Below are 25,204 nucleotides of genomic sequence, written 5' to 3' on the forward strand. Positions count from 1 at the left end.
CAACTCCACAGAAGGGGAAAGGACTCTTCCCAGGCGGACCACGTCCACCGCGGGCAACCTGCGGTACGGCTACGCCAGTCGCGCCTTGATGGGGTGAGGCACACCCCTGCTGCGGGTCGTACTGGCCCCGGTCCACTACCGGCAGGGCCGAATCGGCTCACGCCCGGCCGAGGTCCGCACGGTCTCGGACCCGGATCAGTGGTAGGACGAACTGCGAACAGCCGCTCCGGGGTTCGGTGTTCCGGCGCAGACCGGAGCCGGCTGCTCGCCGTGGGGCCGTCACGGCGGGTACTGGCAGACGCTCGGCTCCAGGGTCCGTGAACCGGCCGGCTCCCCCTGGCGGGTCACGAATAGATGACCGTTACACCGAATCCGCACACAAGCTTCACAACTGGCGTTACGGTCATCCCTCCGACACACCTTGGGGGGACACATGAACAACCCGTACACCATGCCGCCGCAGCCGCCGGTCAGAACGGCTCCGAGATGGGCACGGAAGCGGTACGTGCTGCCCGCTGTCGGCCTCGCCTTCTTCCTCGGCATCGGCGCCGGGGGCGGGGGCCAGGACAAGGGCGGCGACGCCAAGCCGGCGGCCCAGAAGGTGCGGCCGACGGCCACGGTCACGGCGACTGCCACAGCGACGGAGACAGCGACGCCCGAACCGGGGCCGACGGTGACGGCGACGAAGACGGTCAAGGTGAAGGTGACGGTCACCGCGCACGCGGCCGCCGCAGGTTCGGGAAGCAGCGGTGGTTCGGGAAGCAGCGGTGGTTCGTCCGTCGGGTCGTCCGGGGGTGGCGGCTCCAGCTCCTCGGGCGGGAGCGGCAGCGCCGGGAACGGTGCCACCGCGCTCTGCAATGACGGCACTTACTCGTACGCGGCCCATCATCAGGGCGCCTGCTCGCACCATGGCGGCGTGGCCGTCTTCTACAGGTAGGCCAGGTAGGCGCACCACGACGGCGAACGGCACGGGCGGCTGGTCACCCTCTTCCGCGCCGACGTGCCCAGCCTGCCGCCGGACGGCACGCCCTGACCGCGACGCGGCTCCCGCCGGACGAGTGGCCGTGTCGCCGGTCGGCGCCGGCGGTCCGCAGGCCTCGACACGCGATGTGGCCGACGTCATCGCCACGCTCGGCGGAGCATGCGCCGCCGGACCGTCGTCTGCCTGGTGTGTGACGCGGCCGTAGCCGCCTGCCCGTTCGGCAAGGCCGGCGCCGGTTTCGGCGTGGAGTTCCGGGGGAGTCGGTGTGCGTGGTGTCGTACGGGCCGGAGCAGCGTGTGCACGTCCCGGCGTTGCGTGCCCGCTGGCTCACCCAGACGTTCGTGCACTGGGCCTACCGCCCTGACCAGGTACAGCGTCTACTGCCCCCGCCGCTCTGCCCGCCTTCGCGGAGACGAATCTGCGTACACATGTGTGCGGGCGGGCGGGACGGCCGGGACGGGCTGTGGTTCCTGTCCGTCGAGGTGGCGGGCCCGGTGATGCTCGCGGCCCGCGCGATCGGGGCGCCGAACCACCTCGGGCGCCTGGTGTTGTCGCGCGGCGATGACGTCCTGACCTACGCCGGGGCCCGAGGGAGTCGCGGGCCGTCGTACCGCCTGACCGTCCGTCCTGGAGCGTCGATCCGGCCCACCCGCCGCGACGTGTGGCTGACCTCGCGGCGCTGCCTCCGCCCGCCGACGAGCCGCTGGTGCACTTCTCGGACGGGGTCGGCAGGGTGCGCATCGGCGTCTCCCGTCCCGTGCGGCCCCAAGCGAGAAGGCGGGCATGAACCCGGTGCTGGTTGGCCGGTCCCACAGGTGGACGCGGCGCTGCGGGCGGCCCGGCCGCCGGCACGGCTCCGCCGCGGGCGGCCCCCGGTGCGCCACGGGCGCATGAGCCGAACCACCGCGGCGGCACGCTGATGCGCCGGGCCAGGCCTCCGGTCCGGCTGCGCTTCGACGGCTGGATCGCCGGCATCGGGACGACGTCCGGCACCCGGCTCGTGCTCGGCCACTGGGCCCGTTCCCCCTTCGGTTCGTTCGGCGACGTGATGGTGGAACGGCCTGACGGACACCGTCTGTTGCTCGCCCCCACGCGGCGGACGGCTGACTTCATCGCCGGCACCTATGTCTTCGACGAGGCGCGCGTCGCCCCCGTACGGGTTCGCGTCACGGGCGACTACTGGACCGTGACCGCGGGCCCGCTGCTCGACCTGCGGTTCACCGTCGGCCGGCGCGGCCCTGCGGGGCTGCTGCTGCGGGCGGTGCCGGGCGTACTGGCCGGCAGTCCCGGCTGGACACGGGTGACGGACCTGCCGGCCCGCCTGCTGCTGGGCGCGCGCACCCGTGGAACGGCCGGCGGTGGACGTCAGGAGTGGTACGGCGCACACGATCTGCGTCGGATCACCGCGGCGACCGCCGTCCTGGAGGGACGGGACCTCGGCGCCCTCACCCCCGTACGACCGCCGGTCCGGTTCGGATTCGGCTCGACACCGCGCAGGCCCTGCCTCGTTCGGGTGACGACGACGGTGAGCACACCTCGCCCGCCCAACCCCGGCACGCCCAGAGTCCGTGGAAGAGCGCGGTGAACCGCCGCTCGGGGACGCCTCCCGGCGCGATGTCGCGGCGCAGGTCGTCGGCTGCTCAGGCGTGACCGCCGGGGATCGACTGCTCTCGCGTCCGCGCGGACGATGCGGGGGGACAGATGTCGGCTTGTCGCCCGTCGACCGGTGCCGGCCCGGTATCGAACGTTCGGGGGCTGCGTCGGCGAAGGGACTCCGCCAGCGCTCTGACCGCATGGGAAGGCCTGGCCGGTCGGCTGCGGTGGGTCCCTCGCCCGGCGGGGCGCCCTTGGCGCACGGAGGAGGGCGTGTTTTCGGGCCTCACCTGACTACGTGACGCGGCGATCGATCACGGTGGTGCTGATGTGTGGCCTCCCGGGTGCGGGCAAGACCACGTACGCGATGGAGTTGGTGCGAGCGGTTGCGTTCGGCCAGCTCAAGGCAGAGGTCCGCCGCGAGCAGTGGCAGCAGCTGGTCTAGTTGATGGTGGCTGGGCGCGATGTCGTGGGGGACCACAGCTTCCGGATTCGCGCCGCCCGAGACCATTACAAGGCACTGGTCGAAGGCCACGGCTGCCGCTGGGAACTCGTCGTCCACCTCAAGTCCGATCGGGCGACGTCGGAACGTGTCCGGCCGGGTGGGTGGCGATGCCGGTCATCGACTTCGGCGGGCTGATCCTCCCGTGCGTCGTACTCGGTCTCGAACGCCTCCCCCGGTCGGCGGGCACGGACCAGGGCGGCCGAGCGGAGCGACCCCGCTGAGGATGCCGTGTTCGCCCTTCCGGCCCACCCCCATGAGACCTCACAAGGGTCTCGTGTCACCCGACAGGCTGCATGCCACCGTCACCCGAAGAGCCCGGCGACGCTTGTGTCACTCGTACGGCGGGCCTGGAGTGCAGGCGGTTGCCGCACGCGGAACCCTAGGATCCATCACCGGACGAATAAGCATAAATGCCCTTGTTCGGCACTGGCGGGTTCGCCTCATCACTGAAGGAGACAGGATGTCGCACCGCGCCGGGAGAACCCATTGGAGGCGTTTCGCACTGGTCCTTCTGCCCAGCGTCGCAGCGTGCGCGGCGGTCGGCATCGCCATGGCGCAAGGAGCACTCGCCGCCTCGTTCTTCATCTCCGGCCGGAAATTCCAGGTCACCGCCGACTCCTTGACCGCTCGTGGGTTCAGCCTCTACGGCATGGTCGACGTGACCAGGAAGCACGAACTCGTACCTGTCGTGGTCACCGGATTCCGGCACGCGACGCTCAGCGGGCTGTGCCAGTCCTTTCTCGTCGACATCCCGGTGCTGGGCACACAGACTCTGCGGCTCACCGGCGGTGACCGGCCGGCCGAGGCGTCGGACCTGTTCATCGACGCGACGGCCGAGACGGCCAAGAGCACGAACTTCAATGGCCTCGACATCGGTGTCGCCCAGGGTGCCATCACCAAGGGCCCGGTCAACTCCGGAGACAAGAACTCGCCGTACTTCGACCCTGACGGCGTCGGCCAGCAGGCTGTGTCAGCCACCCTGACCGACGTGCGGGTGAGCGCCGTCGCGGTCTCCACCGGCACGTTCAGCGTTCCGGGTCTGCGTCTGCAGCTCGAGCAGGGCAACCACGCATGCCCATGACGCGGGTCCCCTCTGTGCGGCGGCCACAGGCCCGGGACCCGCATCCCCCTCACGGTCACGACACCACCGATCAGGACTGGACGCGTGAACACCAACGGCTTCGGCAGACCACGTGAACTGCTCCCCGCAGCAGGGGAGTTCCGAATCAAGTTCAGTACTTGGCGGGGAGAACGCCCCTTCTGGGCCGGGCTGTTCACCACCGTCGCCGGGCTGCCGATCCTCTACTGGCCCTACGCGCACCTGGACCCGGCCGGGGTTCCCCTCGCCCTGTCGACCACGTCCGGTGCCGGGTCCCTGGTGATCGGAGTCCTGCTCCTGGCACTCGGCGTCGCGCTCTGGTTTCGCCCCCACCTTCGTGTGTTCGCCGGGATCGCCACCCTCCTGCTCGCCCTCGTCTCCTTTCCTGTCGCGAACTTCGGCGGTCTCTTCCTCGGTGTGGCCTCCGGCCTGATCGGTGGCTCCCTGGCCTGCGCCTGGATGCCGCCTGCGGCCGACGAGCCGTCGAACCGGCCGAGTGACCGCACGGCTCCAGCGGTTCAGGCGGGAGAGGACGGAAGCGGCGCCTGACCACCGCACCGGCCGCCTGCGCCTTCTGCAGGACCGGCGGGTTTCCGTGCACACGGCCGCTGCCAGAGATCCAAGCTGCCCTGCGCGCGTCTCGCAGTCGCCGGGCTCGGATGATCCGGCCGGAGCGCCGCCGGCAACCCGTGTCGTGGTCAGGCTGGTGTCGGGACAAGCAGGGGCTTGCGCCCGAGTTGCGCGAACGATCCGGGAATCCGCCGGTCGTGACGCTGGCGTCGACAGGGGGCCGCGTCTGTGAACCCGGCGGCCGCCGGCAACCATGGTGGTGTCCGCGGGGACCTGCGTGTGACCATGCACGTCGCCCGTGACATCAGCTGCAGAAGTTGGTCCGGAACGGATTCGTGAGGTGACCGGCTGCCCGCGGCGAGCCGTCCGCGGCGAGAGGGCCGGTGCCCGGTGGGGGCAGAGGTCACGGGCCCGTACGTGCAGGTGACCGGCGAAGGGGAAGGCGGGCGGTGCGGCGGGCAGTAGCGTGGTCAGTGCGTACCGGCTCTTCTGCGCGACGCGACACGATGCCGTGTTGTCCACCTGATGCAGCAGTTCTAGTCGCGTCAGTTCGTCAGCAGGAAAGCTGGTGAAGGCCCAGCCCGTCACCGCCTGCAGTGCTCTGGGTGCAACTCCCCGGCCGCGCGCGTGCGCCGCGGTCCAGTAGCCGACCTCGGCCGACGAGGCACCCGGTGTGCCGTACTTGAGGACCACGTGACCCGTCAACTGGTCATCCCCGCCTGGAGTTTGGATCTCGACAACGGCAAACCCGAAGCGGTCTCCCGTGATCCATCCCCGTTGCTGACGTTGAATCCACTGCACCGCGCTCGCCTCGTCATGCACGACTGAGCTCGTCCATCGGCGCAGGGCGTCGTCCCGATACAGCTCGACCAGTTCGGCAGCGTCCGTCGCCCTCCAGGGGCGCAGTACGAGACCGGGGGCTGACGCCGTGGCGTCTGCCTCCAGTCGTAGGGCGATCTCGTCCATCCGTCGAGAGTATGCTCCCCGCCCTGGGAATTCCCTCGAAGGCGATGCCGCGCCGGTTGCGCTGGACGGGGATGTCGTTCGGGCGCTTCTCGGTCCGCACGACGTCGCTGAGCCGACCCTCGCCGTGATGTACGACGGACGCCCGCCGTTCTGGGTTCGGGCTGCGGACGGCGGTGAGGCTGACTCTTCGCCGGAGAGACCGGCATCATGGTGGACCGTCCCGCATTCCGGTCGCGGCGTTTTCACGATCGTCGGTGAACTCGTCTCAGGGCCAGGCGGTCATCCTGGAACCGCGCACGGGCGCGTTCCTCTGCGACGCCGATAGGCATCCGCATCTTCCGACAACTATGAAAGACCAAGTGGTTGTCATCGCGATGACAGGGCAGTCCGTCGCGGCCGCGCTGGTCGGAACGGGGGACTTTCGGCCGGCTCCCCGTGACGGACGTGGGGTGGCGACGGCCGGCAGGAAACTCGGTGCGTGGCGAGGCCGGCGCACCCGTACGATGCGGCGGTCCTTCGCGGGGCATCCGCCGTGACGTGCGACCCGCCGCCGGGGTGACCGGTCCTGCCGGCACCGGGGCGGTCATCCACCCGTGGCTTCCGGTGCCCCGGCCTGGCCGGCAACCCCGAGGTGGCACTGCCGATCTGCACGCCGGTCGACGCGTCCGGGCCAGGTCGGCCGGAGCGGGTCTTGGCTTCGGGCCGGCCGAGAACCCCATCGACGCGTGCCGTGTCCAAGGCGGGTGATTTGTCGACTTGAGGCCGGGGCTGGCAATTGCCCGCTACAGCAAGGCCATTGACTCCGGGGCCCGTCATTGGTTCAGTGGCTCAGCCACTGATCCACTGTGCTGTGGGAGGCCGGGAATGGAAGCACTGCCGCGCGAGACGATCGTCGATGTGCTGGAGAGGAAGCTGCGCGAGGACATACTCGCCGGGCGGCATCCGGCCGGGAGCTATCTGCCACCGGAACGTGAGCTCGCCGACGGGTTCGGTGTCACCCGCACCACGCTCAAGCACGCCTTCGGTCGCCTGGTGCACGCCGGGCTGCTGGAGACCCGTCATGGAGTGGGCACGCGTGTACGGGACTTCCTGCGGCTGGGCGGGGCGGACCTGCTTCCGATGCTCGTGCGCCACAGCCCCGACTGGATCGGTGAGATCTTCGAAGTGCGCCGCAGCATCGGCGCGTTGATCGCGGAACGGGCCGCGGCCCGCGCGACGGCGCAGCAGACCGCCGAACTTCGCCGGCTGCTGGAGGCCGTCGGGGAGGCGGACGGCGGTGAGGAGGCACAGCTGGCGGACGCGGAGGTCCACCGGGCACTCGCCAGGGCCACGGGCAACCGCGTGTACGTCTTGCTGACCAACACACTGTTCAACGCGTACATGCCGGTGCGCGCCGCCCTCGTGGCGCCCTTCGAGGACGCCCGCACCGCCCATGACCGTCTGGCGCCCGTGGTGGAAGCCGTGGCGGCCGGCGCCCAGGAGACGGCCCGCACCGCCGCCGGCGACTACCTGTCGGCGACGGAACGCATCATGCTCGAGGGCCTGGCGCGATCAGGACGCGGGGAGGCCACCCGATGAGTTCGCGTGGAACAGCGTTCAAGGAGATCATGCTGGGCCGCGTACGCCTGGTGGGCGAGGAAGCCGACCGACCCGTCCGGCTCGACCTCGTGGCGCACGCCGACCGGATGTTGCTGCCCCATCGCACCACGCAGGCCCGACTGACCGGCCGGATACGGATAGCCGGACTGACCGACGATCCGCACGTCGTGGGCGAGTTGGAGATCTCACCGCTGGCGCGCCGCAGGATTCGCTACCGGGTCGGCTTCGACCTGCAGGACCGGCGCCTGCTGCTGGACGGCTGGAAGTCGGTGTCGTTCAAGCGCCCCCTGCGCTCGATGACCGTACTGCCGTACACCCTGTACGAGGACGGGGAACGCATCGGTGCGGGCACCCTGCGTTTCCCCCTCGCCACAGGCCTGATCCCCTTCCTCGCCGGCTTCCGTTTCCCCCGCGAGGCAGAACCCACCACCGACCGGCATCTGGCGCCGCGCTGGGACGGCACACCAGGGCGCACGGAGGTCTGGTACACCACGCTGACCGATCCCGCGACGGGTACCGGCGTCTGGCTGCACCACGAGATCGTCGCACCCAGCGACGGCTCACCCCCCTCTGCGCACGGCTGGGCGGCCGTCTTCTCCAAGGGCGGCCCGGTGGAACACGCCCGCTTCGGACCCACGCCCTGGGAGCGGCAACCACACGGATTCAGCGCCGGGGACATCCACGCCGTCCCCGGCCGTCTCACCGGCACGGCCGGCCCGTTCACCTGGGCGCTCAGCGAGCAGCCGCAGGGGCCGACGCTGCACACCTTTCCGCGCTGGTCCTGGCGGCACCCCTGGCTGCCGGCCTCGCACATGCTGCCCGCGGCGCGCGCCCGCTACACCGGAACCATCCGTCACGGTACGGGCGAGCTACGACTTGTGGACGCGCCCGGTGCGAGCGCCCGCATCTACGGCCACGGCAACGCCCGCCGCTGGGCCTGGCTCCACGCCGATCTGGGCGGCGGCGACCTGCTGGAGATCGTCGCCGCGGTGTCGATGCGGCGGGGACTCGACCGGCTGCCCCCGCTGGTGTTCCTGCGCCTGCACCGCAACGGCCGCACATGGCCCCGGAGAGCGGAGCGCACTGCCGTGGGCTGGGCGGGCATCGGCCGGTTCCGGGCGGACATCGGCCTGCCGCGATGGCGCGTTGAGGGCCGCGCCGGCCTGCGCCGGATCCGGGTGACGGTGAACCAGCCACCGGAGCACACACTCGCACTCGACTACACCGATCCGGACGGCTCGCCCGCGGTGTGCCGCAACAGCGAACGGGCGGACGCGGACGTGCACCTGGAGCGCTGGCGGGGCGGATGGCGGACGGAGGCCGTATGGCGGCTGTCGGGAACCGCCCACGCGGAGGTCGGCGAGCGATGAGGTCCCCAACTCGCCGCTGGTTGACCGGCCTTGTCGCCGCCGTCCTCGCGGACGACGGCACGGATCCTTGGCCGGGGGCCGTGCCCCGGCGCGTCGTGGCCCTGCTCGACGCCATGCCCGCCCCGGCACGAGGAGCGGTACGCGGCGCGGCCGCGGCCATCGACGCCTACGCCGTTTCCCGCACGGGCAGGCGGCTGTCCGCGCTCGATGCGGCAGGGCGGCAGCACGTCATGGCCTCGCTCGCCTCTCACCGGGCGCTGCTGCCGCTGCTGGACGCGGTCAAGGTTCCGGTGCTGCTGGCCGCCGGCACCGAACGGCTCCTGCACCACGTCCCCCCGCCCTCGGCGCCCGCCCCCGAGGACCCGCCACTCGACTGCACGCCGGCCGCCCACTGGCCCACGCGTTCCACCGCCGACGCGGTCGTCGTGGGATCCGGCGCCGGCGGAGCGATGGCGGCCCGGACGCTCGCGGCAGCCGGCCTGAGCGTCGTCGTACTCGAGGAAGGGGAGCACCACAGCACCGCGTCGTTCGCAGGACGGGCGCCGCTCGACCGCTTCATCGACCTGTACCGGGACGGCGGAGCCACGATCGCCGTCGGCAACCCCCCCGCTGGTACTGCCCGTCGGCCGCGCGGTCGGTGGCACGACCGTAGTCAACTCGGGCACCTGCTACCGCACACCTGACCACGTCCTCGCCCGCTGGCTGCACCACCACGGGTTCGCGGCCGCCGAGGGCTTCGACGCCCACCTCGACGAGGTCGAACGCACCCTGCGGGTGGCGCCCCAGCCGCTGGACGTCCTGGGCAACAACGGGCAGCTCGCACTCGCCGGCGCCCGGCAGCTCGGCTGGACCGCCGCGCCCCTGCGCCGCAACGCCCCGGGCTGCCGGGGCTCGTGCCAGTGCGTCGTGGGCTGTCCGACCGGCGCCAAACAGAGCGTCCAGCTGTCCGTGCTGCCCGAGGCCTGCTCGGCCGGCGCCCGCATCGTGACCGGGGCCCGGGTACGGCGCATCCTCACCGACCGCGACGGCCCGGGCGGCCCACGCGCTGCCGGTGTCATGGCCCGCCGCGCGGACGGCAGCGAACTGGAGATCCTCAGCCCGTTGGTCGTGGTCGCCGCCGGAGCCCTGCACACACCGCCGCTCCTGCGCCGCTCCGGCCTGGGCGGACACCCGCGGCTGGGCCACAACCTGAGCGTGCACCCCGCCATCAGCGTCGCGGGCCGCTTCAGCCACCCGGTCACCGGCTGGAAGGGCGTCCTGCAGAGCGTCGGAGTGGAGCACCTGCACGCCGAAGGCATCCTGATGGAGGCCACTGCGGCGCCTCCCGGCATGAGTTCCTTCGTCCTGCCGGGCGTCGGTCGCGAACTGCGGCGCGAACTCGAGCAGACGGACCGGCTGGCGACCTTGGGCGCCATGATCGCCGACCGGCCCTCGGGCCGCGTCCTGGGGCGCGACCGCACGCTGCTGCGCTACGATCTCGCGGAGCGTGACGCCGGGCGGCTGCTGCGTGCCCAACGGGCCATGGGACACCTGCTGTTCGCCGCCGGCGCCCAAGAGGTGCTCACCGGCGTCCCACATGCCCCGCGCGCCCGGACCCCTGCCCAACTCGATGCACTGCTCGACACGGTGAGCGCACGCCACCTCCACGTGTCCGCCTTCCATCCCACGGGCACGGCCGCGGCCGGCACCGACCCCGAGCGGTCACCGGCCGACCCGGAGGGACGCCTGCGGGGCGTACACGGCGTACTGATCGCCGACGGCTCCGTACTGCCGAGCTGCCCGGAGGTGAACCCGCAACTGAGCATCATGGCCGCGTCCCTGGCGATCACGGGGCGTTTCGTGGCGGAGCCCCGCTGACCTGGGCGCGGCACGGTTCGAAGGCACCCCAGCGGCCCGGATTCCGGTCGTTCGGTCCGGGCAGCAGTGCGAACGGACGGGAGGGATGGCCGGCGGCGCGTCGGGAGACGCCGGTCGTCCTTGTCCCTTCAGTTGCTCTCGGACAGCGCAGGTAGCTGTGCCGTGTGCACACGGGTTGCCGTCGGCCGCCTCGACGAGCCGGGCTACCTCGGTCTCCGTCGTACGGCCGAAAGGGACGGCCCGGCCCTCGCAGCGCAGCGTCGAGGTGGCGGCCGACACGACCTGACGAGGTTCACCCCGGGCTGGGTGCTCCCCGGGCTCGCCCTCGAATGCGGCCGGCACCTCCTCGACCTCCACGAGCCGGAAGCCGAGCATCCCGCATACCGGGGCTTCGGGCAGACGTCTGCCGAGTCTCATGGGGACCAACCGGTGCCGTGCGGCGACCTGCGGCCGCGTAGCTCTTCGAGGGGGTGCCCAGGTCGAGGGCGAGCGGGTCGGGGCGGGTGGGTTCGCGCGTGTGACGGTCCCCTGCGCGGTCCCGCTGGGCCGCCGGCCCGGCCCGGCTCGGATCCTGCCGGCGCCCTGGGGCCGGCAGGCACGACATCGAGGCGGGTACGGTGACCACCGCGGCGGACACCGTCACTGCTCCCTGGACTGGCGGGGAAGGCCGCGTGGGGGAGTTGTTGCGTCCGGCTCCACGGGCGTGGCGAGCGCTGCCCGCGGGGCCGGCGCGGCTTTTCGCAGGGATCGGTTCCGCAGCGTCTCGGGGACGGGCCAGACACGCTGGTCAATTGTCGCTGAATGTAACGGCGTGGTATCACCTGGGCTGACATCATCAAATTCCACTCGCGGCAGCTCGGCGACACGTGGGCAGCGAGAGGGTTGAGCGCTGGTGTGACATATGGCGGGAGGGAGGCCTTTCGGCATCCGCACGCTGATGGCGGTCTGGCCTGTCCGTGGAACGTCTTGGGGGCGCCGTCGATGACTTGGCTTCACCACACCTGGTTGGCTGATTACGTGTTACCCGCTGCCGTGAGCGCGGCCATCGCCTGGGTGGGGCTGGCACGCGAGTTCTCCGGGAAGGGACGGCTGCTGGGCAGCTGGGCGTCGTCTTCTCTGATGCTCCTCGTGCTCGCGCTGATGGGTGGGGTGGCGGCCGGCGCGGTGGTGCTGCTGCCGCACGCGGCGCGGATTCCTCCGGTCATCGCCGGCGCCGCGACGGGGGCCACCGCACTCCCGAGACGGAAACAGGACGAGGCGGCGCAGCCGTACATCAAGTTCATGACACTGGGCATCGCCCTGGTGAGGGAGCGGCTGGTGCAGCGTGTGCATCTCGACGCCTGCGACTGGTCGGACCGATTTCTTCGCGGTATCGAGGCGTCTGCCCAGCTCAGGGTGTTCGTCCACGATCTCAGGCTGTACCTGCTGGAGAGGCATCCCCTTGCCGCCGAGACCAAGATCATCAACGCTATCTACACGGATGTGGAGACGGCGATCGACGTGGCGCTGGACGTGCAGACAGGGATCGACGAGGCGTGCCGTCAGGGTGAGCGGGAACCGACGGACGAGGAACTCATCGCCCGTCGCCAGGCGTTCGCCACCGCTCTCGCGCAGTGCGGACATCTGTTGCGCTTCGCGTACGCTCACGGCCACCGCAGCGAGAACGAAGAGCTGAAGACCCTGCGTGCGAAGGCGATGTCCAACGACGCGTTCCACAGTCCGGCTCTGCCACCGCAGCGTCGCTGGTTCGACCGGTGGCTCACCCGCTGAAGGAAGGCGGCCGGCCGTGAGCGGCCTCGCCTTGCGGCACCGGTGCCGGTCGGCGAGGCTCAGCGATGGGCGGGGAGTCCGCTGCTCCTGAGGAGCGACGAGTCCGAACCGCCGCGGGCTTTGGCGTCCGTCGACTGCGGTCGGGCACGGAATGTGATCTGGACATCGGCATCCAGCGCCTCCGCTACGGCGGCGAGGGTCCGCACGGTCAGGTTCGCGTCGCCGGACATGATCTGGCTGACGCGGCCGGGACTGACGCCCATTGCCGCCGCCAGTTCGGAGCGGGTCTTGCCCTGCCCTGCCAGCAGGCCGGCCAGGGAGGCCGTCGCCTGTCGCGCTATCCGGGAAGCCGCTAAGGTCGTCCGGCTCTCGTCACGGGCAAAGATGCCCATGATTCACCCCCAACTCATGGAGAGACAACGCTCGTTGCCACTCCATCAGCATGCCACCTTTAGCTAGGGCTAAAAACTCGGTTGGTGAGGAATCTACGCCCAATACGCCCCATCCAAGGCGCTGACCTGCCGTAGCGCACGGTAATACTGACGTGGAGTCACCCGATCGGGTCAACGATCGGCGCGTTGCTGCCTGGCTGTGCGCCCGCCGCCCGGCTGTACGGGGGGGCGTCCCTGTCGGACCTGGGCCGATACGGACAGCCCCCGCAACGGGCGCCCGGCAGGTCGGAATCATGCGCTGTGAGTGCTCTGGCCATCGGCACCGCGGACGGCGCCGTACGCCTTGGGAACACAATCCGTACGACATGACCGGTCCGGCAGTCGCCGCGGCGTCCGTGCCCCGCTCGTGGGATGCACGGACGAGACCGGCCACCACCCTTTCGCGCCCGGCGGCCGGTCCTCCCGTGGAGGTCAAGGGCGGAGGAGGGCCTTGACGACCCGGCGGTCGGCCACGACGCGGTGGGCCTCGGGGGCCTGGTCGAGGATGAATTCCTGGTGGAAGACGCGGCCGGGGGCGATGGAGCCGTCTAGAACGCCGGGCAGCAGCTGCTCGATGTAGGCGCGGGCGGGGCTCGCGCCACGGGCCAGGGTCATGTTGCGCATGACCTCAGTGTGTCAGCTGGCAGCGAACGGTTCCGTGGTAGCGCAGGCTTCTTGCGCGGGGGCCCAGGAGGCGAGGAGGCACAGGCCTGCGTCGAAGGGGCGCCGGCCCGGTTGAGCGCTGTAGGTGGCGAGGGTGAGGCCGGGTCCGACGGCCATGTCCAGGCCCCGCGGACGAGGGTGAGTTCGCCGACGGCCGGGCGACAGAAGCCTCTCGCCGGTGACGGTGCCGTGGTGACGGGCGTTAGTGGGCTACCCAGCGGGTGCGAACGGCGGCGCCGGGCGCGGACAGTTCTCCCGCCAGGATGTCGTCCGCAGTCATGCGTGTCAGCGGCGGCGCAGCCGCTTGTCGGTGATGGCGGGGTGGGGTCGATGGAGAAGTCGTCGGGGTGCACGTCGACGCCGGAGCGGAACGATGTCGTCGATTCGGCGAGGACGTCGTCGCCGAGTGCCCCATCGGCGCCAGCGAGGAGATCGACGAGCGGCTCGGGGTGGCGGGGGCTGCTGGGCGCTACGAAGGCGGTTATGGAGGGCCATCCTTCGGCAGGTGTCGCCTGTGGGTGCGGCTCCTTCTCAGCGAGTCTGCGCTTCGGACGCCTTGGGGGGAGTCAGAGCGGCCTGCATGGCCATCCCGTCTACATAGGAGTGCTTCTCCTTCACCGCGCCGTTCTCGACGAGAACGAAGTCGGCGAGGTCGACGTCGACCACGGCGCCGGAGACGGCCGTGCCCGTCAGTTTCCACTGGACGACCCAGAAGTCCTCACCGGTGCGCAGTGAGACGAATTCGAAGGCCAGGTCCGGCACGAGGCCGAACATGGCGGCCGCTGCCTCCCGGATGGCCTCCCGGCCCCGCACGGGTGCCTGGCCGGAGTGGAGATGGAAACCGAGTCGGGTGTGTGGAGTTCGGCGATCCGGTCGGGATCGCGGGCCTCCCAGCAGGCGTGGTAGCGCTCGAACACCTCACGCGTGGCAACGGTCACCAGCGATCCTCCATCTGGGCGAGAAGCGGGTACCCCGCATGCAACTTCCCCAAGCAGCCCTATGTCAACGCCATTTGGCCCCGCGCCACGAGGAAGGGCCGGCGCCCTTCCTCGTGGCATACGCGATGCGGCTTCCGCTCACCGGACGAGCCGGCTCAGTCTCTGTTGATCGATCACGTGCACCGCCCGTCCCCGCCTGGTGGGACTGGATGCCGTCCATGTCTCGTGGCCATCGCCCAAGGACCTGCGTCCCCGCCCGAAACCCTCAAGGTCGGGCTGGAGATCGTGCACATCCCGCTCGACCTGCCGGTGTGAATTCCCATGCTCGCCCTGACCGGCTCCGCCCGGTTCTGGGATAACGTGCCGCTTCCGGTTCCGGCTGTTCACTGCGTCTGCCCGGCACGTCACCACCGACCGGTGCAGGATCCTCCGCCCCGCCCGCCGCTGCTCTGGGCCCACGACCGTCCTTGCTCCCGTTGGGCGCCGGTTCGCGGCTCGTGACCTCACATTGCGAAACTACACAGAGCTAGGTATCGTGACAATTAGTAACAGGTCCGTAGTGTGAATTCGTCTGGTGTCCACGCGACCCCGGGACGAGCTCGGTCCTCGCGGTGCAGGGAGCCTGCGCGCGCAGACCTCCTGTTTGCGACGATGAGCTGAACCTTTATGTGAAGCGATTCCCCCGCGCACTCATACCCTCACCGGAACCGATGGGATGATCCTAGGAGATCCGCCGTGCCTGAATTTCTCCGGACGTATTCTCGACGGAAGTTCATCCACGCATCGGCCACCGCGGGGACCGTGGCAGCAACGGGTGCTTTCGGCCTGCAGGTCATGGGCTACCTCGGCAAGTCGGTTTCAACAAGTAAGAGGCAAAGCATCCGCCCCTTCCGTGTGAACATTCCGGAAAGGGACCTTGCGGATCTACGGCGACGCATCATGGCGACACGGTGGCCCGATCGGGAAACGGTCAACGATCAGTCCGAAGGCGTCCAGTTGGCCACGATCAGGGAACTCGCCCGCTACTGGGGAACAGTCTACAACTGGCGGAATATCGAGGCGAAACTCAACTCGTTGCCGCAGTACATAACGGAGATCGACGGACTCGACATACACTTCATACACGTCCGCTCTCGCCACGCGAACGCACTTCCCATGATTTTGACCCATGGTTGGCCCGGCTCCGTCCTGGAGTTCTTGAAGGTCATAGAGCCGCTCAGCAACCCCACGGCCCACGGAGGACGCGCCGAGGACGCTTTTCACCTCGTCATACCGTCGATGCCCGGCTACGGCTTCTCGGAACGGCCGACGAGCACCGGATGGAACCCCGACCGCATCGCGCGCGCTTGGGCCGTGTTGATGGAACGACTGGGGTACAAGCACTATGTCTCCCAGGGCGGCGACTGGGGTGCGGTGATCTCGGACAAGATGGCGATACAGCAGCCCAAGGGACTGCTCGGAATCCACGTCAATTTTCCGGCGACCGTCCCGCCGGACATCGCCAAGAAACTCGCCTGCGGTGAACCCGTGCCAGCCGGACTGAGCCCGGACGAGAAGGCCGCCTACAACCAACTTGCCACCCTCTACAAGACCGGATCCGGCTATTCGGCGATGATGGTCACCCGTCCACAGACCGAGGGGTACGGGCTGACGGATTCCCCTGTCGGACTGGCCGCCTGGATGTACGACAAGTTCGCCGCTTGGACCTACAGCGGTGGCCACCCCGAGCGCGTTCTCACCAAAGACGAGATGCTCGACGACATCACGCTCTACTGGGTCACGAACACCGCGACTTCCTCCTCGCGTCTCTACTGGGAGAACAACGCCAACAACTTCAACGCCGTGTCGGTGTCCATACCGGCCGCCATCACTGTATTTCCCGGAGAGATCTATCAGGCACCACGGAGTTGGGCAACGCGCAGTTACCACGACCTCTTCTACTTCCACCAGGTCCGCAGCGGTGGCCACTTCGCAGCCTGGGAAGTTCCGGACATCTTCACAAGCGAGCTCCGGGCCGCGTTCAGGGCCCTGCGCGGCTCACGAGGGGCCACAGGAAAGTGAAGCGTGAGGATCTGAGAGAGTCTGACAGTGCCTTCCGGCGGAGCGAGTCCGACGGTGTGGGGTGTAGTACGAGTGGTGCACGGCGATTGATGTCTGCAAGGGCGTGAGGGGGGGACCATGACGACCGTCGACCGGGTACGCCGGGCATCCGGCTTCACCACAGGCCCCGGGACCACCACCGACGACGTCCGCATCCGCGACATCGCCCAGGCCCTCACCCGGCCGGGCCGGGCGCCTGTTCACCGCCGTGGGCACGGCGCCACCGGACCCCAGCTGCCGCGCATCGCGGCCGAGGGCCCGGCGGAGGCGCGCATCCGCGCCGGCATTGCCCGGGCCCACGGGGTCGGCGTGGAGTACACCGACGCGGAGCGGATCGACATCGAGCTGTAGCCCGTACAGTGACGCGGGACCCGCCCAGCGGTTTCTCGTTTCGGGCCTCCGATCAGCCCGATGGACGACTGCGACGGTGGCCTCGCGGTTCACATCGTCGAGTGCTGACCGGTTTCGCCGTAGCGGCGCGTCACAGCGTCGCGGTCGTCCCCTCCCCGGACGCGCTGCCCGCCAGCCACTCGTCCCATCCCAGGTTGAAGTCGGCGTAGCCGTTGTCGGCCGGGGCCTTGGCACGGGGCGAGCCCGTGATGGTGACGGGGTCGCCCTGCTTGACCTGGCCGTAGAACCACTTGGCGTCCGACATGGACAGGTGGACGCAGCCGTGCGAACCACGGGCGCTGCCGCTGCCCGGATACGGGTCGCCGGTCGAGTAGTGCACGTACGTGCCCGACTGGGTCAGGTGGACGTCCCAGGGCAGAGTCAGGTCATAGTAGTTGGGGCTGCCCTTGTCGCAGCTGATGCCCACGCTGCAGGAGGTCATGTGGACCTTCTCCTGCTTGTCGATGACGGCCATGGTGCCGTTCCACGTCGGATACTGGGCGCTGCCCGCGTTGATCGACAGGGTGCGCAGCAGCTTGCCGTTCCGGGTGACCTTCATGGTGTGGCCGGTCACCGAGACATCCGCGCGTACATCGTCGCCGATGGTGAAGTCATGCGTGTAAGTGCGCACGCCGTAGCGACCGTTGCCGTTGCTGACGCCCTTCATGTCAGCGTCGATCCTCACCTTCGTGCCGGAGGGCCAGTACGTCTTCGGTCGCCAGTCGGCGCGCCTGTCGTCGAACCAGTGCCAGGCGCCGTCCACGGGCTGCGAGGTGCTTACCTTCATGTGCTTCTCCACCGTGGCCCGTGCCTTTGCCGCCACCGGGTTGGTGAAGACCACCGAGATCGGCATGGCCACGCCGACCGTGGTTCCGGTCTGCGGGGTGATCGTCTCCAGCAGCATCGGCGGACCGGCGGGCTTCGTCGGTGAGGGAGAGGCGCTCGCACTCGGCGTGCCCGACGCCTTGGCGTCGTCCCCGCTCGCCTTGCCACTGCCCGCCCCGCCGCAGGCGCTCGCGCCCACCAGCATCACACCCGTGATGAGTGCGATCCCTATGCTGCCCTTGCGCCGTCCCACGACCTGCCCCGCTCTCTCTCGCTCTTCGGCCCTGACGAGCCCGACTGCCTGTCAGACAACGTGGGCATGGCCCGCAGTTGCGTGTGTAGGGGTAAAGCGTGTCTCAAAACTCCGTGCGCATCGGTCGGAGGGGAGCGAGCGCTTTCGTCGGGACGGCGAGCGGCGCCCTCGACGGTGATCTTTTAGGCGTTCTGACAGTCGCGGCATCAGCAGGCGGTGGCTGCTGCTGCCGGGCTGGGGCAGTGGGTGGCTCCTCTGTCCCCGCACGGTCAAGTCGTGCTGATCCACCTGACGCCCACCCCCGCGTCCGCGCCGCAGCCGGGGGGCCCGCCCGACGGTGAGCAGCTCGTCCTAGGGCCTGTCTGACAATTCCCGTCGAATCAGCGTGCGTCCGCCGAGCCGGCAGTGCGGAGGTGCTACGACCGTCCGGCGGGTATTGCCGGGCAGGATCTACGAACGGCGGGCCAGCAGGTGGGCGTCGAGGAAGCCCCGTTCGGAGCCCGGATCGTGGAGCAGTCGGGCGAAGGGAACGAGCCCGGCATCGGCCAGCAGTTCGGCGAGGCGGTCCGCCGGCCAGCTGTAGGCAGGCGCCACCTTGTGGTCGAACCAGACCGGCTCCGGTGGGTCGGTCCCGAAGAAGGACACCAGGAGCAGACCACCCGGAGCCAGAACGCGTACCTGCTCGGAGAGCAGCCCCGGTAGTTCCTCCGGAGGGGTGTGGATCATCGAGTAGTGGGCCAGTACACCGCCGAGCACACCGTCCTCGATCGGCAGAGACTCCATCCGCGCCTCCTGGAATCGCAGCGCCGGATGGGCCCGCCGGGCGTGGTCGACCATGCCGGGGGAGAGATCGAGCCCGAAGGCGTCCAGGCCCAGCTCGTGCAGCATGGCCGTCAGATGCCCGGGCCCGCACCCGACGTCAGCTGCCCGCAGGTTGCCCGTCGCGCGCACCAGTTCGGCGAAGGTGCTGATCATGGCCCGGGCGAACGGCTGTGTCTCCAGCCGGTCTGCGAACAGCGACGCGTACAGCTCGACGACTCCGTCGTAGGCCGCCCTGGTTTCGTCATGATGATTCGCCACATGCAGGACTCTATAGCCGGTCTGATCATTGATCTTGTGGCAGGTCGAGGTGAGCTGACGGATGCGGCGTGGGAGCGAATAGAGCCCCTGTTGCCGCGAGTGGATGGGCGTGGTCGTCCGTGGCGTGATCACCGTCAGGTGGTCAACGGGGTGCTGTGGCGGCTGCGGACCGGGGCTCCGTGGCGCGATCTGCCCGAGCGGTACTGACCCTGGCAGACCGTCTACGAGCGGTTCGCCCGCTGGGAAGCGGACGGGACCTGGGCAAAGCCGCTGGAATACGTCCAGGCCCGCGACGACACGGTGGGCCGGGTGGAGTGGACCGTCTCCATCGACTCCACGATCAACCGTGCGCACCAGCACGCGGCAGGCGCCCGTAAAAAGGGGCCGCAGACGGGGACGAACTGGAAGATCCGGGCCGCTCGCAGGAGCCTCAGGCCCTCGGCCGGTCCCGGGGCGGGCTGACCACCAAGGTCCACCTCGCCGTCGACGGCCGTGGCCTCCCACTGTCCATCGTGCTCACGCCCGGCAACGTCAACGACGCCACCGCCCTCGGCCAGGTCCTCGACAGCATCCGCATTCCGCACGCCGTTACGGGCCGACCTCGCACGACACCGGCGCGGGTGCTGGGCGACAAAGCATATTCCAGCCGGGCGATACGCCACTTGCTGCGGCGTTCGGGCATCGTTGCCACGATCCCCGAACGCCGCGACCAGATGGCCAACCGCCGGCGACGCGGAACCCACGGCGGTCGCCCACCCGCCTTCGACAAAGACATCTACCGCAACCGCAACGTGGTCGAACGATGCTTCGCCCGTCTCAAGCAGTTCCGTGCGATCGCGGTGAGGTTCGACAAGCTCGCCGATCGCTATCGGGCTGGAATCGTTGTGGCAGCTCTGGTCCTGTGGCTCCGCGAGCCCGCCGGGTGATCATTTGTCAGACAGGCCCTAGGGGGGCGACCGGCGTGATCGCCCGGCGGGTGGACACGGTCCGACCCGCGCGGCCTCTGCATGCGCGGCGAGGAACTCGTCGCCGGCCGACGGGGCCCGGCGGCCGATGTGGCCCGGCCGGCCGATGCGCACGCGCGGCTGCCCGTCCGGCGGGTCAGGGTGCGGTGAACAGGGTGGGGAAGCGGGGAGCCAGCCATGGCCGGGAGCCCCAGGCGAGGACCTGCCCCTGGGCGATGGCACGCCAGGGGTTGAGCCGGCCCAGCGCGATGAGCAGGAAGGCGACGGGATCGAGCCAGATGGTGCAGTCGGCGTCCTCGGGTGGTGCCTGCGGTGTCACCTGCACGGTGCCGTCGGCCAGCCGTACGCCGAACGTCTCGCCCCCGCGCAGGCGTATGCGGTAACGGGCCGTGAGGCCCGCCGTGGCCGCTGGGTTTGCGACACGCGGCATGACCGAGAGCATGAACGGCATGCACAGGCCCACCCGTGCCCGGTCGACCATGTGCGGACGTTTCAGGGCGCGAGCCAGATCGTATCCGTGCCCGAGCATGTGCGTGAGCAGGTACGAGGCGAGAACGGACCGGTTCATCAGGCCCAGGGGCGTGGCGGGTGCCGGGCCGTCGGCCGCTGGACGCGACACCGCGTCCAGGAACACCTCGGCCTGCTCCGTGATCATCCTCGCGAGAGGCTCCGCCCGGCGCTCTGCGAACTGGGCGAGGGACTCCGCGTTGGCTTTGGCCAGGCTCTGGGGCGTTCCGTCGCCATAGGGGCGCTCCCGCCCGGCTGCCAGGTCTGCCATCAGTTCGTTGGCCATGGCCAGGTGGGCGGCGGCCTCGCCGACGGTCCACTGCGAGCCCGGCACGGCGAGCGCGGTGTCACTCGCGCTGCGCACCAGCCTGGCGATCTCCTCCGCGGTGTCCCGGATGGCCTGTCCCAGCCCGTCGGGCAGCGGCCACGAGCTGTCCTGCCGTACCGTCGTGTACACGTTGCTTGGCTCCGCTCCTCGCCCGCCCGGCATGCTCCGTCGCTGCCTGCGGCGCTGGTACACAACCAGACCCGGGGGCGCGCGGCAAGCCCCGCCTCTTCCCTCCCGCCCGATGTGCAGGCAACCGTCGACCTCGATCGAGCCGTACGGTGCCGGGGGAGGCCGTGGCCACGTCGCGCCCGGGAGTACGAGGTGAAGGAGCGGTGGCGGCCGTCGATGAGGGCCCGGTGCTGCCAGAAGTGGCGTCGGCCAAGCGGGGGGATGGCGGCCGGCCGCGCCGACAGCGTCCGCCTTGAGAAGGACCGACGCGGTCGGCGCCGGGCGCCATCGTGCCGCGGGCGAGTCAGGGCACCCCCGTGGCCCTGGCACGCCTCGGCACTGGGCCTGTTGAGCGACCGAGGTCAATGATGTGCGTGTGCCTCAGGTGCTGTCATTCGCGCAGCGTCCACGTCGATGTGCGGAGCGTCCACGGCTGTTCGGCTCAGCACCCGCTCTCGTAGCTCGCTGGGAGTGACGCCCTGTGCGGTGCGGAAGGCCCGGGTGAAGTCGCCGGGGCGGCGATAGCCCCAGCGGGTGGCTATCGCGTGGATGGGCAGTTCACGCAGACTGGGGTCGCTCAGGTCCCGGCGGGCCATGGCCAGCCGCTGGTCGCGTATGTAGGAGGCCACGGTCAACCCTTCGTCCTGGAACAGGCGATAGAGGTAGCTGCGTGAGATGTGGTGAGCCGCGGCGATCTTCGCGGGAGTCAGGTTCGGATCGCCGAGATGCCGCCGGACGAACGACTTGACGCGCAGGACCATGGCGCGGGCGTGAATCTCGGGTGGCAGGTGCGGCTCCGCCTCCAGGGCGTGGGCGAAGGCAGCGCTGACGAGATCGGTGACGACCCTGCCCAGCCGCTCGGCGTCCGCCGCCCGGTAGGAGGAGGTGTCCGAGACCAGCTGCACGAGCAGCCCCGCGAGCAGCGCGCCCATCCCCTCACGGCCGGATATCCGCCGTCCGACCACCCCGTACGCCCGGTCGGCCGGAAGATCCACCGCGGCGCGCGGGATCTCCACCCCGACGATGGTGACCGGGTCCGGTCCGGTGGATATCTCGTACGAGCGGGACGAGCAGTTCACGTGGAAGTCGTCCACCTGGTACTCCACCTGCTGCCTGCCCCAGCTCGCCGCGCCGTCGCCGCGCCGCAGCAGAGACAGGTGGAACACCTCCGGGTCGGACTGGCGCACGAGCTTCGGCGTCCGGCGGAACACCAGATGGTCGAAGGTCGCGGGCCACACCGTCACGTCGCCCAGCCCGATCACACGCTGGTGCCCCCGGTAGTCGGCGGCGCGCTCGCTGCTCAGGTGCATCGGCGCATGAGTACGCCCCAATTGCTCCGTCCACGCCTCGAAACGGTCGCTCGCCGACAGCTCTTGGGTGGTAAAGACGGTTTCAGGCAGCACGACGGTAGTCAACCACAGCGCTGAACTGCGGCCCCCGGGTGCCGAGATGGACGCCGCGCTCGGGTGAGGACGACCACGACCCGGCCGGGAGCCACATCCGCCGGCGCATCGACCGAGCGGGCGCCCGTGTCGCATCGCCGGCCGGATCACGGAGCGGCCACCCGGTACGGTCCCAGATCGAATGCCGTGCGGGGGACGACCGGCACGGAGACATCGTCTCTCCTCGGAATACAGCCCAGATGCACGCATGTACGCCTCGGTCGGGGCGTCCCTGCGCGCTGAGCCCTGCCCACCCGGGCGACCAGGCCGGGCGGACCGTACGCCGTTCACCCAGGGCGCGCCTGACCTCGTGTGCCTCCCCGGCCCTGGGGCACGCCGACGCTGTCCGAGCACGGTCACGGAGCGACAACGCCGGCGTCGACCGGTCCGCAGTCCCCACCGACACTCTCGCAGGCGACCGTACGCCCCCTCCCGTACGTCGGCCGGCTAACCCGCTGGTCACGAGGCTGATGGGGCCGTAGGTGCATGCTGGGGCGGGCAACCTGTCCGGCCCGCACCCGCCGAACGGTACAACCCGGCGGGTGCTGGATGTGGTTGCCCGGCGTGCTCACCGCACTTGTCGGCGAGGACTCGGTCGCCACGGCGAGCGGCGCACCGGGCGGCGCGGGATCACAGCCGCCGTTTGGCTGCTTCGACGCTGTCGCCACCCTGGTGCTGAACGCGGCCGCGGCCTTCGGTGCATGGTGTCGGACCGGGCTCACGGCCTTCTCGAAGAGCGGCAGGTGAGGTTCCGGCTTGCGGATCCCGCCACCGATGACGACGACGTCCCCGTCGCGCCGGGACAGTGCCGCGATCAGTCACCGAAACGTGCCAGCTGCTGGTCGAGGGCGGCGCCGATGGCGGCCCGGTCCATGCCGGGCGCCGTGTGCGGATCGGCTCCAAGAACGAGAACGGAGAACCTGTGCGGAAGGCGATCAGCTGCCCGGCCTGGTTGCCCGACGCGTGGCACCGCCGCCGGTGGCGCAACACGGTCTCGTCGAGTTCCTCGCGGGTGGGGAAGTGACGCTGGAGCGTGCGATCCCGACGCCCGCGTGGCGGGCGACGTCCCGCAATGAGACCTCGGTTCCGTGTCCGGCGAGGGCGGCGCGCGCGACTTCCAGCAGGCGCTCGTACTGGCGGCGCCGCCCGTGCGCATCCCGTTCGTCGCGCCTGGGTCGGCGGAAATACCAAACATCTCGTGGACCGGGCCGAAGCCGAAGTCGAGGCGCACACAGGCTGACCGACCCCGGGGGATCGGCTGCTCCGGGCTGACCAGTTGGCGCCGCCTGCGCGACGGGACCGAGACCGGGATCCGGCCCCGTCCGCACCAGGCTCACGCCCCCGCTCGACGCGGTCCCACGGATCCGAGGCTGGGTGGACGGCCTCGCTCCGACCTCCGTGCCCACCTTCACCGACGCTTGCTCGACGACGGTCGGGCGGTGTCAGAGGGGAGTGTCGCTGCTCCCGGGCGTGATGCGTCCGCGCCATGCTCCGGACTCTCCGCCGCGCTGCTCGACGTACCGCTTGAACCGCTTCATGTCGCCCTTGACGCGTCGGTCGAGTGTGCCGAGCATGTCCGCGACCTTTTCTGCTGCTCCGCTCGGCTCGACGTCCATGACCAGTTCCACCCTGGTGTGCGTGTCGTCCATGCGCTCGAAGCGGACCGTGCCCTTCTGGGCCGTGTCACCGGTGGTGGTGCGCCAGGTGATGCGCTCGTCGGGCATCTGGTCGACGATCTCGGTGTCGAACTCCCGCCGCACCCCACCGATCTTGGTGGTCCAGTGGTTGTGGCGGTCGTCCAGTTGCCGGACCTCCTCGACGCCTTCCATGAAGTCCGGGAACGTCTCGAACTGGGTCCACTGGTTGTAGGCGGTGCGAACAGGTACGTCGACTTCCACCGCTTCCTTGACCTTGCTCATCCGTGCCTCCGTTGATCGGTCCGGGGAAGGGCCGAGTACCCGGCGCGTCACCGCCTACTAACCCGATCTGCACGGTGACTTCCTCGACGATCTGGAGCAGCAGCTCGACGCCCCGCACGACCAGCGGCAGCCGGGCGCCGCCGCGTGATCCTGCACGCCGACGAATCCTGGATCCTCGAAGTGGCGGAGCGGGCCGGGCACCGCGACCCGGCGGCCGACGACTACGGCGTGGCCATCGCCGCCGTCGCCCGCCACCGCGGCGAACTCCTCGACACCCCCGTCTACGACGGCGTCTTCGCCCGCGCCGCCGCCCTGGTGCACACTCTCGGCCGCTGCCGCTGGCTGTAGCGCTCCAACCTCACCGTTGCCTGCGCCGTCGCCGTCATGTGTCTCGAGGCCGGCAACATCCCGGTCAGCCCCACTCGCGAACAGCTCACCGCGCTCGCCCACGAGCTGAACAACCCCCGCTGCACCGCGGCCCGGATCGCCTCCTTCCTGCGCACCTCGAAACCCTGATCCCGGAGTGCGCTGTGGCGGGGCCTTGTCGCCGGCGCACGGCGAGGCCCTGTTCGGCGTCGCGGCCGCGGCACTCGTCGAACGTGTAGGCCAGGGCCCGCATGACCATGTCCCCGGCCGTCGCATGCTCGGCGGGGCATCACCACCCCCGGCCGGCGCCCATGCCGCTTCGGGAAGCAGCCCAGCCCGGTCCCGGGCATCCACCCGTCGCTGCATCCAGCGTCTTCGAGTGCGTGCCCGGTGCGCCGCGCGCCTCGAGCACGGCGCCGTCGACGTCGTCGTCCCCCAGTCCGCACTGTGCCTGTCGGATGACGCCAGGGGTGGCCGTCCGCGCGTCTGCGGGAAAAGCTGGACGTACGGAAGCGGCC

At 70.2% G+C, this 25,204-nt stretch carries 20 protein-coding genes and 4 pseudogenes; 14 read left to right on the forward strand and 10 right to left on the reverse strand.

The genetic code is table 11. From position 1 onward, the window contains the following. Positions 1 to 433: 433 nt before the first annotated feature. The 5 genes from AB0L59_RS26000 to AB0L59_RS26020 all read left to right on the forward strand — a co-directional run bounded on the left by AB0L59_RS26000 (position 434) and on the right by AB0L59_RS26020 (position 4,728). Positions 434 to 937: a DUF3761 domain-containing protein gene (locus tag AB0L59_RS26000; RefSeq protein ID WP_365587982.1), complete on the forward strand. Its 504-nt coding sequence runs from the start codon at positions 434 to 436 to the stop codon at positions 935 to 937. A gap of 964 nt (positions 938 to 1,901) precedes the next feature. Further along, complete coding sequence (locus tag AB0L59_RS26005; RefSeq protein WP_365587984.1) at positions 1,902 to 2,567, forward strand: hypothetical protein; 666 nt, start codon at positions 1,902 to 1,904, stop codon at positions 2,565 to 2,567. Between the two features lie 306 nt (positions 2,568 to 2,873). Then, positions 2,874 to 3,020 (forward strand): AAA family ATPase, encoded by a 147-nt coding sequence (locus tag AB0L59_RS26010; protein ID WP_365587987.1) that lies wholly within the window; start codon positions 2,874 to 2,876, stop codon positions 3,018 to 3,020. A 610-nt stretch (positions 3,021 to 3,630) separates the two neighbouring features. Then, entirely contained in the window at positions 3,631 to 4,161 is a 531-nt protein-coding gene (locus tag AB0L59_RS26015; protein ID WP_365587990.1) for a DUF6230 family protein, read from the forward strand. Positions 4,162 to 4,245: 84 nt separating this feature from the next. Further along, positions 4,246 to 4,728, forward strand: a complete 483-nt coding sequence (locus AB0L59_RS26020) for a DUF6114 domain-containing protein (RefSeq protein ID WP_365587993.1) — start codon at positions 4,246 to 4,248, stop codon at positions 4,726 to 4,728. Positions 4,729 to 5,154: 426 nt separating this feature from the next. Here the strand turns inward: AB0L59_RS26020 and AB0L59_RS26025 are convergent. Further along, positions 5,155 to 5,715, reverse strand: a pseudogene (locus AB0L59_RS26025) (GNAT family N-acetyltransferase); the annotation flags it as partial. An 864-nt stretch (positions 5,716 to 6,579) separates the two neighbouring features. Here AB0L59_RS26025 and AB0L59_RS26030 point away from each other — a divergent pair. The 5 genes from AB0L59_RS26030 (at position 6,580) to AB0L59_RS26050 (ending at position 12,311) form a co-directional block, all read left to right on the forward strand. After that, positions 6,580 to 7,293, forward strand: coding sequence for a GntR family transcriptional regulator (locus tag AB0L59_RS26030; RefSeq protein WP_365587996.1), 714 nt, complete (start codon positions 6,580 to 6,582; stop codon positions 7,291 to 7,293). After that, positions 7,290 to 8,684, forward strand: coding sequence for a hypothetical protein (locus tag AB0L59_RS26035; RefSeq protein WP_365587999.1), 1,395 nt, complete (start codon positions 7,290 to 7,292; stop codon positions 8,682 to 8,684). The genes AB0L59_RS26030 and AB0L59_RS26035 overlap by 4 nt, the downstream gene beginning before the upstream one ends. Then, positions 8,681 to 9,367, forward strand: coding sequence for an FAD-binding protein (locus tag AB0L59_RS26040; protein WP_365588002.1), 687 nt, complete (start codon positions 8,681 to 8,683; stop codon positions 9,365 to 9,367). The genes AB0L59_RS26035 and AB0L59_RS26040 overlap by 4 nt, the downstream gene beginning before the upstream one ends. Next, positions 9,300 to 10,541 (forward strand): GMC family oxidoreductase, encoded by a 1,242-nt coding sequence (locus AB0L59_RS26045; RefSeq protein WP_365588382.1) that lies wholly within the window; start codon positions 9,300 to 9,302, stop codon positions 10,539 to 10,541. Before AB0L59_RS26040 ends, AB0L59_RS26045 begins: the two co-directional genes overlap by 68 nt. Before the next feature lie 1,119 nt (positions 10,542 to 11,660). Continuing rightward, the gene (locus AB0L59_RS26050; protein WP_365588005.1) at positions 11,661 to 12,311 is read left to right on the forward strand and encodes a hypothetical protein; all 651 of its coding nucleotides are present in this window, start codon (positions 11,661 to 11,663) and stop codon (positions 12,309 to 12,311) included. Positions 12,312 to 12,370: 59 nt separating this feature from the next. On the opposite strand, the gene AB0L59_RS26055 is transcribed toward AB0L59_RS26050, so the two are convergent. The 3 genes from AB0L59_RS26055 to AB0L59_RS26065 all read right to left on the reverse strand — a co-directional run bounded on the left by AB0L59_RS26055 (position 12,371) and on the right by AB0L59_RS26065 (position 14,218). Further along, positions 12,371 to 12,703: a helix-turn-helix transcriptional regulator gene (locus tag AB0L59_RS26055; RefSeq protein ID WP_365588008.1), complete on the reverse strand. Its 333-nt coding sequence runs from the start codon at positions 12,701 to 12,703 to the stop codon at positions 12,371 to 12,373. Positions 12,704 to 13,174: 471 nt separating this feature from the next. Next, positions 13,175 to 13,366 carry a hypothetical protein gene (locus tag AB0L59_RS26060; RefSeq protein WP_365588010.1) on the reverse strand — a complete coding sequence of 64 codons (192 nt, stop codon included), beginning with the start codon at positions 13,364 to 13,366 and terminating at the stop codon, positions 13,175 to 13,177. 570 nt (positions 13,367 to 13,936) lie between these two features. Continuing rightward, positions 13,937 to 14,218 (reverse strand): ester cyclase, encoded by a 282-nt coding sequence (locus tag AB0L59_RS26065; RefSeq protein WP_365588013.1) that lies wholly within the window; start codon positions 14,216 to 14,218, stop codon positions 13,937 to 13,939. A gap of 860 nt (positions 14,219 to 15,078) precedes the next feature. Between AB0L59_RS26065 and AB0L59_RS26070 the strand changes: the two genes are divergently transcribed. Together AB0L59_RS26070 and AB0L59_RS26075 are read left to right on the forward strand one after the other, a co-directional pair. Beyond that, complete coding sequence (locus tag AB0L59_RS26070) at positions 15,079 to 16,404, forward strand: epoxide hydrolase (RefSeq protein ID WP_365588016.1); 1,326 nt, start codon at positions 15,079 to 15,081, stop codon at positions 16,402 to 16,404. Between the two features lie 117 nt (positions 16,405 to 16,521). Next, positions 16,522 to 16,794, forward strand: coding sequence for a hypothetical protein (locus AB0L59_RS26075; RefSeq protein WP_365588019.1), 273 nt, complete (start codon positions 16,522 to 16,524; stop codon positions 16,792 to 16,794). A gap of 130 nt (positions 16,795 to 16,924) precedes the next feature. On the opposite strand, the gene AB0L59_RS26080 is transcribed toward AB0L59_RS26075, so the two are convergent. Both AB0L59_RS26080 and AB0L59_RS26085 read right to left on the reverse strand, forming a co-directional pair. After that, positions 16,925 to 17,911, reverse strand: coding sequence for a L,D-transpeptidase (locus tag AB0L59_RS26080; RefSeq protein WP_365588021.1), 987 nt, complete (start codon positions 17,909 to 17,911; stop codon positions 16,925 to 16,927). Positions 17,912 to 18,361: 450 nt separating this feature from the next. Then, positions 18,362 to 18,991 carry a class I SAM-dependent methyltransferase gene (locus tag AB0L59_RS26085; protein ID WP_365588023.1) on the reverse strand — a complete coding sequence of 210 codons (630 nt, stop codon included), beginning with the start codon at positions 18,989 to 18,991 and terminating at the stop codon, positions 18,362 to 18,364. 36 nt (positions 18,992 to 19,027) lie between these two features. On the opposite strand from AB0L59_RS26085, the pseudogene AB0L59_RS26090 reads away from it, so the two are divergent. Continuing rightward, a pseudogene (locus AB0L59_RS26090) lies at positions 19,028 to 19,917 on the forward strand (IS5 family transposase). A gap of 175 nt (positions 19,918 to 20,092) precedes the next feature. Here AB0L59_RS26090 and AB0L59_RS26095 read toward each other — a convergent pair. From AB0L59_RS26095 to AB0L59_RS26110, 4 genes and pseudogenes are all read right to left on the reverse strand, one after another. Next, positions 20,093 to 20,920: a maleylpyruvate isomerase family mycothiol-dependent enzyme gene (locus AB0L59_RS26095; RefSeq protein WP_365588026.1), complete on the reverse strand. Its 828-nt coding sequence runs from the start codon at positions 20,918 to 20,920 to the stop codon at positions 20,093 to 20,095. A 401-nt stretch (positions 20,921 to 21,321) separates the two neighbouring features. Then, the gene (locus AB0L59_RS26100; RefSeq protein WP_365588029.1) at positions 21,322 to 22,362 is read right to left on the reverse strand and encodes a helix-turn-helix domain-containing protein; all 1,041 of its coding nucleotides are present in this window, start codon (positions 22,360 to 22,362) and stop codon (positions 21,322 to 21,324) included. 1,047 nt (positions 22,363 to 23,409) lie between these two features. After that, positions 23,410 to 23,525, reverse strand: a pseudogene (locus tag AB0L59_RS26105) (TetR family transcriptional regulator); the annotation flags it as partial. A gap of 318 nt (positions 23,526 to 23,843) precedes the next feature. After that, positions 23,844 to 24,320, reverse strand: a complete 477-nt coding sequence (locus tag AB0L59_RS26110) for an SRPBCC family protein (protein ID WP_365588032.1) — start codon at positions 24,318 to 24,320, stop codon at positions 23,844 to 23,846. Positions 24,321 to 24,464: 144 nt separating this feature from the next. On the opposite strand from AB0L59_RS26110, the pseudogene AB0L59_RS26115 reads away from it, so the two are divergent. Further along, positions 24,465 to 24,836, forward strand: a pseudogene (locus AB0L59_RS26115) (fic family toxin-antitoxin system, toxin component). Positions 24,837 to 25,204 lie beyond the last annotated feature (368 nt).

It is taken from the genome of Streptomyces sp. NPDC052109 (genome assembly GCF_040680195.1).
GTDB lineage: Bacteria > Actinomycetota > Actinomycetes > Streptomycetales > Streptomycetaceae > Streptomyces.

What these genes read in the sequence shown, in the direction of transcription:
- AB0L59_RS26050 (WP_365588005.1), top strand. Translation starts at nt 11,661, where the DNA reads ATGCTCCTCGTGCTCGCGCTGATGGGTGGGGTGGCGGCCGGCGCGGTG.
- AB0L59_RS26060 (WP_365588010.1), bottom strand. Translation starts at nt 13,366, where the DNA reads ATGCGCAACATGACCCTGGCCCGTGGCGCGAGCCCCGCCCGCGCCTAC.
- AB0L59_RS26000 (WP_365587982.1), top strand. Translation starts at nt 434, where the DNA reads ATGAACAACCCGTACACCATGCCGCCGCAGCCGCCGGTCAGAACGGCT.
- AB0L59_RS26035 (WP_365587999.1), top strand. Translation starts at nt 7,290, where the DNA reads ATGAGTTCGCGTGGAACAGCGTTCAAGGAGATCATGCTGGGCCGCGTA.
- AB0L59_RS26110 (WP_365588032.1), bottom strand. Translation starts at nt 24,320, where the DNA reads ATGAGCAAGGTCAAGGAAGCGGTGGAAGTCGACGTACCTGTTCGCACC.
- AB0L59_RS26015 (WP_365587990.1), top strand. Translation starts at nt 3,631, where the DNA reads ATGGCGCAAGGAGCACTCGCCGCCTCGTTCTTCATCTCCGGCCGGAAA.
- AB0L59_RS26075 (WP_365588019.1), top strand. Translation starts at nt 16,522, where the DNA reads ATGACGACCGTCGACCGGGTACGCCGGGCATCCGGCTTCACCACAGGC.
- AB0L59_RS26055 (WP_365588008.1), bottom strand. Translation starts at nt 12,703, where the DNA reads ATGGGCATCTTTGCCCGTGACGAGAGCCGGACGACCTTAGCGGCTTCC.
- AB0L59_RS26030 (WP_365587996.1), top strand. Translation starts at nt 6,580, where the DNA reads ATGGAAGCACTGCCGCGCGAGACGATCGTCGATGTGCTGGAGAGGAAG.
- AB0L59_RS26040 (WP_365588002.1), top strand. Translation starts at nt 8,681, where the DNA reads ATGAGGTCCCCAACTCGCCGCTGGTTGACCGGCCTTGTCGCCGCCGTC.
- AB0L59_RS26005 (WP_365587984.1), top strand. Translation starts at nt 1,902, where the DNA reads ATGCGCCGGGCCAGGCCTCCGGTCCGGCTGCGCTTCGACGGCTGGATC.